Source organism: Mesobacillus maritimus, from assembly GCF_019749255.1.
Taxonomy (GTDB): domain Bacteria; phylum Bacillota; class Bacilli; order Bacillales; family Cytobacillaceae; genus Mesobacillus_B; species Mesobacillus_B maritimus_A.
This window is the reverse complement of the sequence record NZ_JACWFH010000037.1, coordinates 22,577-29,613: the sequence shown is the minus strand read 5'-3', so window position 1 is coordinate 29,613 and position 7,037 is coordinate 22,577. Positions and strand designations below refer to the sequence as shown.

Annotated in this window: 7 protein-coding genes, 2 tRNA genes and 1 rRNA gene; 9 read left to right on the top strand and 1 reads right to left on the bottom strand. The window is 40.0% G+C overall.

Features of this window, described 5'->3' with window-relative positions:
- The 7 genes from rrf to tsaD form a co-directional block, all read left to right on the top strand.
- Nucleotides 1–105 (top strand): 5S ribosomal RNA (gene rrf / locus H0185_RS22550); the annotation flags it as partial.
- 89 nt (nt 106–194) lie between these two features.
- Nucleotides 195–271, top strand: a tRNA-Met gene (locus tag H0185_RS22545).
- Between the two features lie 16 nt (nt 272–287).
- Nucleotides 288–364 (top strand) — tRNA-Asp (locus H0185_RS22540).
- 253 nt (nt 365–617) lie between these two features.
- Entirely contained in the window at nt 618–1,088 is a 471-nt protein-coding gene (gene tsaE, locus H0185_RS22535; protein ID WP_221875753.1) for a tRNA (adenosine(37)-N6)-threonylcarbamoyltransferase complex ATPase subunit type 1 TsaE, read from the top strand.
- Nucleotides 1,069–1,770: a tRNA (adenosine(37)-N6)-threonylcarbamoyltransferase complex dimerization subunit type 1 TsaB gene (tsaB, locus tag H0185_RS22530; protein ID WP_221875752.1), complete on the top strand. Its 702-nt coding sequence runs from the start codon at nt 1,069–1,071 to the stop codon at nt 1,768–1,770. Before tsaE ends, tsaB begins: the two co-directional genes overlap by 20 nt.
- 14 nt (nt 1,771–1,784) lie before the next feature.
- On the top strand, nt 1,785–2,234 hold the full coding sequence (gene rimI / locus H0185_RS22525; RefSeq protein WP_221875751.1) for a ribosomal protein S18-alanine N-acetyltransferase: 450 nt from the start codon (nt 1,785–1,787) through the stop codon (nt 2,232–2,234).
- A 2-nt stretch (nt 2,235–2,236) separates the two neighbouring features.
- On the top strand, nt 2,237–3,259 hold the full coding sequence (tsaD, locus tag H0185_RS22520) for a tRNA (adenosine(37)-N6)-threonylcarbamoyltransferase complex transferase subunit TsaD (RefSeq protein ID WP_221875756.1): 1,023 nt from the start codon (nt 2,237–2,239) through the stop codon (nt 3,257–3,259).
- 375 nt (nt 3,260–3,634) lie between these two features.
- On the opposite strand, the gene H0185_RS22515 is transcribed toward tsaD, so the two are convergent.
- Nucleotides 3,635–5,563: an ABC-F family ATP-binding cassette domain-containing protein gene (locus tag H0185_RS22515; protein WP_221875750.1), complete on the bottom strand. Its 1,929-nt coding sequence runs from the start codon at nt 5,561–5,563 to the stop codon at nt 3,635–3,637.
- 166 nt (nt 5,564–5,729) lie between these two features.
- Here H0185_RS22515 and moaC point away from each other — a divergent pair, with 166 nt between their 5' ends.
- Both moaC and H0185_RS22505 read left to right on the top strand, forming a co-directional pair.
- Nucleotides 5,730–6,224 carry a cyclic pyranopterin monophosphate synthase MoaC gene (gene moaC, locus H0185_RS22510; protein WP_221875749.1) on the top strand — a complete coding sequence of 165 codons (495 nt, stop codon included), beginning with the start codon at nt 5,730–5,732 and terminating at the stop codon, nt 6,222–6,224.
- 148 nt (nt 6,225–6,372) lie between these two features.
- Nucleotides 6,373–7,029 carry a redox-sensing transcriptional repressor Rex gene (locus H0185_RS22505; RefSeq protein WP_221875748.1) on the top strand — a complete coding sequence of 219 codons (657 nt, stop codon included), beginning with the start codon at nt 6,373–6,375 and terminating at the stop codon, nt 7,027–7,029.
- The last annotated feature ends 8 nt before the right edge of the window (nt 7,030–7,037 follow it).

Here is a 7,037-nt window from a genome sequence, read left to right as displayed (position 1 = left end):
TAGCGAGAAGGTCACACCCGTTCCCATGCCGAACACGGAAGTTAAGCTTCTCAGCGCCGATGGTAGTTGGGGGTTTCCCCCTGTGAGAGTAGGACGTTGCCAGGCTATCTATTTAATTCACACATTTTATAGGTTTTGCATATATAGTATTAGATGCTCAAATAGCGCATGAAAATCTATATATATAATATTATCGCGGGGTGGAGCAGTTCGGTAGCTCGTCGGGCTCATAACCCGAAGGTCGCAGGTTCAAATCCTGCCCCCGCAACCAATTTTTAATTTAAAATGGTCCGGTAGTTCAGTTGGTTAGAATGCCTGCCTGTCACGCAGGAGGTCGCGGGTTCGAGTCCCGTCCGGACCGCCATTTTTAATAGAATTATAGTTTATCGCAAGCGAAACAGTGTTTCGTTTTTTTTATACCTAAATTTATAGTGAGATCCTGAGAAAAGAGTACTGTCTTAATGTTCCTCTTTGCTCACTCAAGAAAAAAAGTGTAAACTTACATATAGAATGTTATTCCTTAGGAGAGGGATCCTAAGGTTTTTTGTATTTTAACAACTCTATCAAGAGAATTGTGGGTAAAATAGATAGATAAAGAAGGAAAAAGGTGATAGTACATGACACCGTTTGAATTCGTATCGGCAACCCCAGAACAAACCCAGAAGTTTGCTAAAAAGCTTGCGAGCCTCCTACAACCTGGTGACGTCATTGCACTAGAAGGAGATCTAGGGGCTGGGAAAACGACTTTTACGAAGGGGTTAGCGCAGGGGTTAGGAATTACTAGGAATGTTAACAGTCCTACCTTTACGATAATAAAAGAATACCGAGGAAACTTGCCGTTATATCATATGGATGTATACCGTGTGGAAGACTCTTATGAAGATTTGGGTTTTGAAGAGTACTTTGAAGGAAATGGAGTTACGGTTGTCGAGTGGGCCCATTTAATCGAAACTCAACTACCAGAAAACTTACTAACGATCCATTTATATCATGGAGAAAACGGGACGAGAAGGATGGTTTTAGAACCAAAGGGTCCTAGGTTTGAGCAGATAGGTAAGGAGCTTTTTAATGAAGATTTTATCGATTGATACATCTAATTATGCTTTAGGGATTGGCTTGCTAGACGAGACTCAGGTAATGGGTGAATATATTTCAAACATAAAGAAAAACCACTCTGTAAGGGTTATGCCTGCTATTCAAACGCTGATGAATGAATGTGGGGTAAATCCTAAGGACTTAACGAAGATTGTTGTTGCTAAGGGACCAGGTTCCTATACTGGTGTTCGAATAGGAGTCACAATTGCCAAAACTCTAGCGTGGACATTAAACATTCCAATTACAGGTGTTTCAAGCTTGGAAACATTGGCTGCATCAGCAGGACGTTATTTTAATGGATATATCTCTCCCTTATTTGATGCGAGAAGGGGTCAAATTTATACAGGGTTATATCAATTCAAAGATGGACAACTCTTATCGGTTGAAAGTGATCAGCTCGTATTGACTACTGAGTGGGCTCCAAAGCTAAAAGCAATGGATCGAGATATTTTATTCGTCGGCAATGATTTACCATTACATTCTGAGGCTATCAAAGATATGTTGGGTGCTAAGGCCCAGTTTGCGGTGGTGACCGAACATAATCCTCGCCCTGCTGAGCTAGCGCTATTGGGGAGAGATAAACCGGCAGAAGATCCTCATTCATTCGTCCCTAATTATATTAGGCTCGCTGAAGCAGAGGCTAAGTGGCTTGAGGCTCAAAAAAACAATAACTGATTAGGAAGATGGGTATGAACAAAACCATTGCTTTCCGTCCAATGGAATTGAGGGATATTGACCAAATCTATGAGATTGAGAGCAGGTCCTTTTCAACACCATGGAGCAAGGAAGCTTTTTATAATGAATTAACGAAAAATAAGTTTGCTTTCTATACAGTTTTAGAAGTAGGAAATGAAGTTGTTGGGTATTGTGGCTCATGGGTTATTGTGGATGAGGTTCATATAACGAATATTGCTTTACTCCCAGAATACCGAGGAATGAAGCTAGGAGAAGCCTTGCTTCATAAGGTAATGGATATCGTAAGGGGGATGGGGGCAAAGACGATGACGCTTGAGGTACGGGTTAGCAATACCCCAGCACAGTCTTTATACCGCAAATTAGGATTTCAAGAAGGTGCGATTCGAAAACAATATTACACAGATAATATGGAAGACGCTATCGTAATGTGGGTGAATTTATGACAATAAAAAAAGAACAATTAATAGTAGGAATCGAAACGAGCTGTGATGAGACCGCAGTGGCTATCGTGAAGAACGGGAAAGAGATTGTTGCAAATGTTGTGGCTTCTCAAATTGAAAGCCATAAAAGGTTCGGTGGGGTTGTTCCTGAGATAGCTTCAAGGCACCATGTAGAACAGGTTACGCTTGTTCTAGAAGAAGCCTTTCGTCAAGGAAAGGTAGGAATTGATGAGATTGATGCTATTGCCGTAACTGAAGGTCCTGGCCTTGTAGGAGCGTTGTTGATAGGTGTTAATGCGGCTAAAGCGTTGGCTTTTGCTCATAATATTCCACTTGTGAATGTTCATCATATAGCTGGACATATTTATGCCAATCGTCTTATTGAGGAAATGAATTTCCCCCTTTTATCGCTTGTTGTTTCCGGAGGACATACAGAGCTTGTTTTCATGAAGGAGCATGGGCACTTTGAAGTAATAGGAGAAACAAGGGATGATGCTGCAGGTGAGGCATACGATAAGGTCGCGAGGGTATTAGGGCTTCCTTACCCAGGAGGTCCACATATAGACCGTCTTGCACATGAAGGCACAGCTGATCTCGATTTACCGAGGGCTTGGCTGGAAACGGGGTCATATGACTTTAGTTTTAGTGGATTAAAATCTGCAGTTATCAACACTGTCCACAATGCGGAACAAAGGGGCGAGAAGATTGCACCAGAAACCCTCGCTGCTAGTTTCCAGGCTAGTGTAGTGGATGTACTGGTAACAAAGGCTGTGCAAGCAGCGAAAGAATATAAGGTAAAACAAGTACTACTTGCTGGCGGTGTTGCTGCGAATAAGGGATTAAGGGCAGCTTTAACCACAGCATTTGAGAGCCTTGAAGACATTCAGTTGGTTATTCCACCACTTTCTTTATGCACAGATAATGCTGCAATGATTGCCGCAGCGGGAAGTATTTTGTTTGATAAAGGAAAACGGGCAGACCTTACGTTAAACGGAAATCCAGGTTTAGAAATTTCTATCCACAACTAAAGGGTTTAAATAAGAGTTATCCACTGAAAATGTGGATAATGGGTATAATTTCTATAGAAAACCCATTGTGCTGTTGATAAAGTGGATAACTCACAGGATTATTGTGGATATTGTGGATAGTTCTGAGGAAGAATAGAATTTTATTAGCTTACCCACAGGATTCAACTTGTGGATAATTTTTTGAAAAGAAGATAATTAACAGATAGTTTTTAAAAGTAAAAAATCCCGGGGAGGATATCCCGGGATTTTTTTAGATAGGAAATATAAAGTTAACTTAGAGCAGGGACTAGCTCCAGTACTATGCCACCACGGATGATCTACTCCAGGATGGCATTTTACTCAGATGGAGTGCCTCTCTCCGCTGACTAGAGTTTCTTACTCAGCAAGTTCTGCCCATTCATCCATAAGTTGTTCAATGTCATGTTTGACTTTTTCTAAGTTTGTATTTAATTCGCTAACTTTTTCATGGTCTTGAAAAATAGTAGGGTCACAAAGTTGTTCTTCGTATTCCGAAGCCGTCAGTTCTAATTCCTCAATAGAAGACTCAATTTCCTCAATCCGCCGTTTACGTTGGCGCTCTAACTTCTTCGTTTCTTTATCCTGATGATAATTTGTTTTATCAGATAGGACAGGCTCGTTTTTAACAGCATTATTCCCTTGAGTCCGATTTAGGGCTTCTAGTTCTTCTTTTTCAAGTTTCTTCTCAAGATAATAATCATAGTCACCGAGGAATTCTGTAATCCCGGTGCGTTCAAGTTCGAGTACCTTTGTCGCAATTCTGTTAATAAAATATCGGTCATGGGAAACGAATAAAATCGTACCTGGATAATCAATTAAGGCATTTTCAAGGACTTCTTTGCTGTCTAAATCTAGATGGTTTGTCGGCTCATCGAGGATGAGAAAATTAGCCTTTTCCATCATCAATTTTGCTAGAGCAAGTCTTGCTTTTTCGCCACCGGAAAGCGTGGAGACTGATTTTAAGACATCATCACCCGAAAATAGGAAATTCCCCAAAACAGTCCGAATTTCTTTTTCAGGTTTTAAGGGATAATCATCCCATAATTCATTTAATACCTTCTTGTTTGAATTCAGTTCTGCCTGTTGCTGATCATAATAACCAATCGAAACGTTCGACCCGTGGTTGATTTTTCCTGAAAGGGCTGGGAGTTTATCGACGATTGTTTTTAATAGAGTCGATTTTCCCACTCCATTAGGTCCAACTAAGGCGACACTATCTCCTCTATTAATACGGAAGGAAATTTGTTCGGAAACACGTTCAGATCCGTACCCAACAGCAACATCCTCAGCTTTTAGCACATCATTTCCACTTTGCCGCTCAATATCGAACGAAAAGGAAGCTGATTTTTCATCCCCTGATGGTCGATCAAGACGATCCATTCTTTGTAATTGTTTGCGCCTACTTTGTGCTCTTTTGGTTGTCGAGGCACGAGCAAGATTACGCTGGACAAAATCTTCTAGCTTTGCAATCTCATCTTGTTGTTTTTCAAAAAGCTTCAAATCACGTTCGTAATTCTCGGCCTTTTGATCCAAATAAGAGCTATAATTGCCTGTGAACCTTGTCATCTTTTGTCGAGAAAGTTCGAAAACCTGATTGACGACTTTATCAAGGAAATATCGATCATGGGAAACAATTAAAATGGCCCCTGGATACCCCTGAAGGTACTGCTCTAGCCAAGATAATGTTTCAATATCAAGGTGGTTAGTAGGCTCGTCCAATATTAGGATATCTGGCCGTGAAAGCAACAGCTTTCCTAGGGCTAACCTTGTTTTTTGTCCCCCACTCAACGTTGATATTTTCGTACTGTAATCAAACGAACCAAAGTGAAGACCGTGTAATACGGAGCGAATATCGGCCTCATACTGATAACCGCCATCATCCTTAAACTTAACTTGTAAATGGTCATACTCCTTCATGATCTTTTCATATTGAGTAGTATTCGAGAAAACATTAGGGTCTGCCATTTGTTCCTCGAGGTTTCGTAATTCTTTCTCCATTTTACGAAGAGGATCGAAGACAGTTAGCATTTCATCCCAGATGGACTTCTCTGATTCAAGTCCAGTATTCTGAGCCAAGTACCCTATGGTAACATCCTTCGGTTTAATGATTTCACCGTTATCATAAGAAGATTGTCCAGCAAGGATTTTAAGGAGTGTTGATTTTCCTGCCCCGTTTCTGCCTACTAGTGCAATGCGATCTTGGGATTGTATTTCAAGCTTAATATTCGCTAAAATAAGTTCAGCTGCAAAATATTTCGATAATTGGTTAACCTGTAATAATATCATGTTTTTTCACCTCATCTTGCCCTACTAAATAGTGTAACCCATTCAATATATCGGGGCAACAGAGGGAAACTTCCAATTACAAGTGGTTTCTTATGTGAAAAATGATACAATGTCCATACACAAGATTGTGAAAATAGTGTATAGTTTTGTTGAGAGGAGCTAAATCATGGCAGAGTTTACGCATTTTAATGAAGAAGGCAGAGCTAAAATGGTTGATGTTAGTGAGAAACCAGAAACCGTACGAACAGCGATTGCCCATTCTAGCATAACGGTAAACAAAGAAATCTATGAAAAGATTACACAAGATAAGATGAAAAAAGGGGATGTCCTAGCTGTTGCTCAAGTTGCGGGAATTATGGCATGTAAAAAAACATCAGAGATTATTCCGATGTGCCACCCAATCCCACTGACAGGGATTAATATCACTTTTGCTTGGGAACAGGATGGGGATAACTATAGATTAGAAATCACGGCTTCTGTGAAAACGAAGGGAAATACAGGTGTTGAAATGGAAGCGTTAACAGCTGTTTCTGCAACGGCCTTAACTGTTTATGATATGTGTAAGGCTGTTGATAAAGGGATGGTTATTGGACAAACCTACTTGGTTGAAAAGACTGGTGGAAAAAATGGCGATTTTAGTCGAAAAGAAAAACTTAAGTAAAAAGGGTTCGTTTCTCCATTTTTGTTGCTATTTAAAGAGTAGTAAATAGATTTACGAATGAGAAAAGTACTTATGTTAAAATTTTTGCAACAATCTTTACGAAAACAACCTAAGTAAAAGTTCAAATATTTAGAGAGGAGGCAAGGGTATGGCAAATGAGACAATGAAAATTCCGCAAGCGACAGCCAAACGGTTACCGCTTTATTATCGATTTTTATCAAATCTACACTCTTCAGGAAAGCAAAGAGTATCTTCGGCAGAATTGAGTGAAGCAGTTAAAGTCGACTCGGCTACGATTCGAAGGGATTTTTCTTATTTTGGAGCCTTGGGAAAAAAAGGATATGGATATAATGTAAACTACCTCTTGTCCTTTTTTAGAAAAACCTTGGACCAAGACGAGCTAACAAAGGTGGCCTTAATTGGGGTCGGAAATCTCGGAACTGCACTTTTAAATTATAATTTTTCGAAAAGTAATAATACAAAAATTGAGGTAGCTTTTGATGTTGATCAAGGCAAGGTTGGCACACAAGTTGGCGATGTGAAGATTCATCATATGGATGACCTCGAAAAAGTGGTTCGCGAGGAAAACATTCAGGTAGCGATTTTAACGATTCCTTCAGGGGTAGCACAAACGATCGCCGATCGATTAATCAGTGCGGAAATAAAGGGGATTCTTAATTTCACACCAGCAAGGCTAACTGTTCCACCTGCTATTAGGATTCATCATATTGATCTAGCAGTCGAACTTCAGTCTCTAATCTACTTCCTAAAACATTATCCAATTACTGAAGAAGAAGAGGAATAGAGCGTTAG

Excerpts from the sequence above, each read along its gene's own strand:
- H0185_RS22505 (WP_221875748.1), top strand. The coding sequence starts at position 6,373 with ATGGCAAATGAGACAATGAAAATTCCGCAAGCGACAGCCAAACGGTTA.
- rimI (WP_221875751.1), top strand. The coding sequence starts at position 1,785 with ATGAACAAAACCATTGCTTTCCGTCCAATGGAATTGAGGGATATTGAC.
- tsaB (WP_221875752.1), top strand. The coding sequence starts at position 1,069 with ATGAAGATTTTATCGATTGATACATCTAATTATGCTTTAGGGATTGGC.
- H0185_RS22515 (WP_221875750.1), bottom strand. The coding sequence starts at position 5,563 with ATGATATTATTACAGGTTAACCAATTATCGAAATATTTTGCAGCTGAA.
- tsaE (WP_221875753.1), top strand. The coding sequence starts at position 618 with ATGACACCGTTTGAATTCGTATCGGCAACCCCAGAACAAACCCAGAAG.
- moaC (WP_221875749.1), top strand. The coding sequence starts at position 5,730 with ATGGCAGAGTTTACGCATTTTAATGAAGAAGGCAGAGCTAAAATGGTT.